The 654-nt window shown below is 63.5% G+C and carries 1 protein-coding gene; it reads right to left on the bottom strand.

What is annotated here, in order from left to right:
* Positions 1-654: AMP-binding protein (locus tag JANGC3_RS33400; protein ID WP_198292115.1), on the bottom strand; the 654-nt coding region annotated here is incomplete at both ends.

Raw genomic sequence — 654 nt, forward strand, 5'->3', positions numbered from 1 at the left:
ACGAAGTGCGCCGGAATCATGTAGTCCGGCAAGGTGCGCGCCAGCGCGGCGCGCAGCCGCGCCGTGTCCGCAACTTGCGTATCCTCGTGCGTGACCAGATACGCCACCAGCCGCTGCTCGCCCGGCGCATCCTCGCGCGCCAACACCACCGCTTCGCGCACGCCGTCTTGCGCCGCCAGCGCCGTTTCGATTTCGCCCAACTCGATGCGAAAGCCGCGGATCTTGACCTGGTGATCCATCCGTCCCAGGCACTCGATCGCGCCGTCCGGCAAATACCTGGCCAAATCGCCGGTCTTGTACATGCGACCGCCGGCGGCGGAAAACGGGTCCGGTATAAAACGTTCCCCGGTGAGGTCGGGACGGTGCAAATAGCCGCGCGCCACGCCCTCACCGGCAATGTGCAATTCGCCCGCGACGCCGATCGGCACCGGGTTCAGATGCTCGTCAAGCACGTAAATGCGCGTGTTGGCGATGGGATGGCCTATCGACAGGGTCGCCGCGTTCGGCTTCAAGCATTGCAGCGTCGACCACACCGTGGTTTCGGTGGGGCCGTACATATTCCAGACCGCCGGCACATGCGGATAATAGTTGCGCCCGCGCAGAATGATCAAGTCCTTCAGGCGGCCGGTAATGAAGAGTTCTTTGTCTTGTACA

The organism is Janthinobacterium sp. CG3, assembly GCF_000344615.1.
Lineage (GTDB): Bacteria > Pseudomonadota > Gammaproteobacteria > Burkholderiales > Burkholderiaceae_D > Janthinobacterium.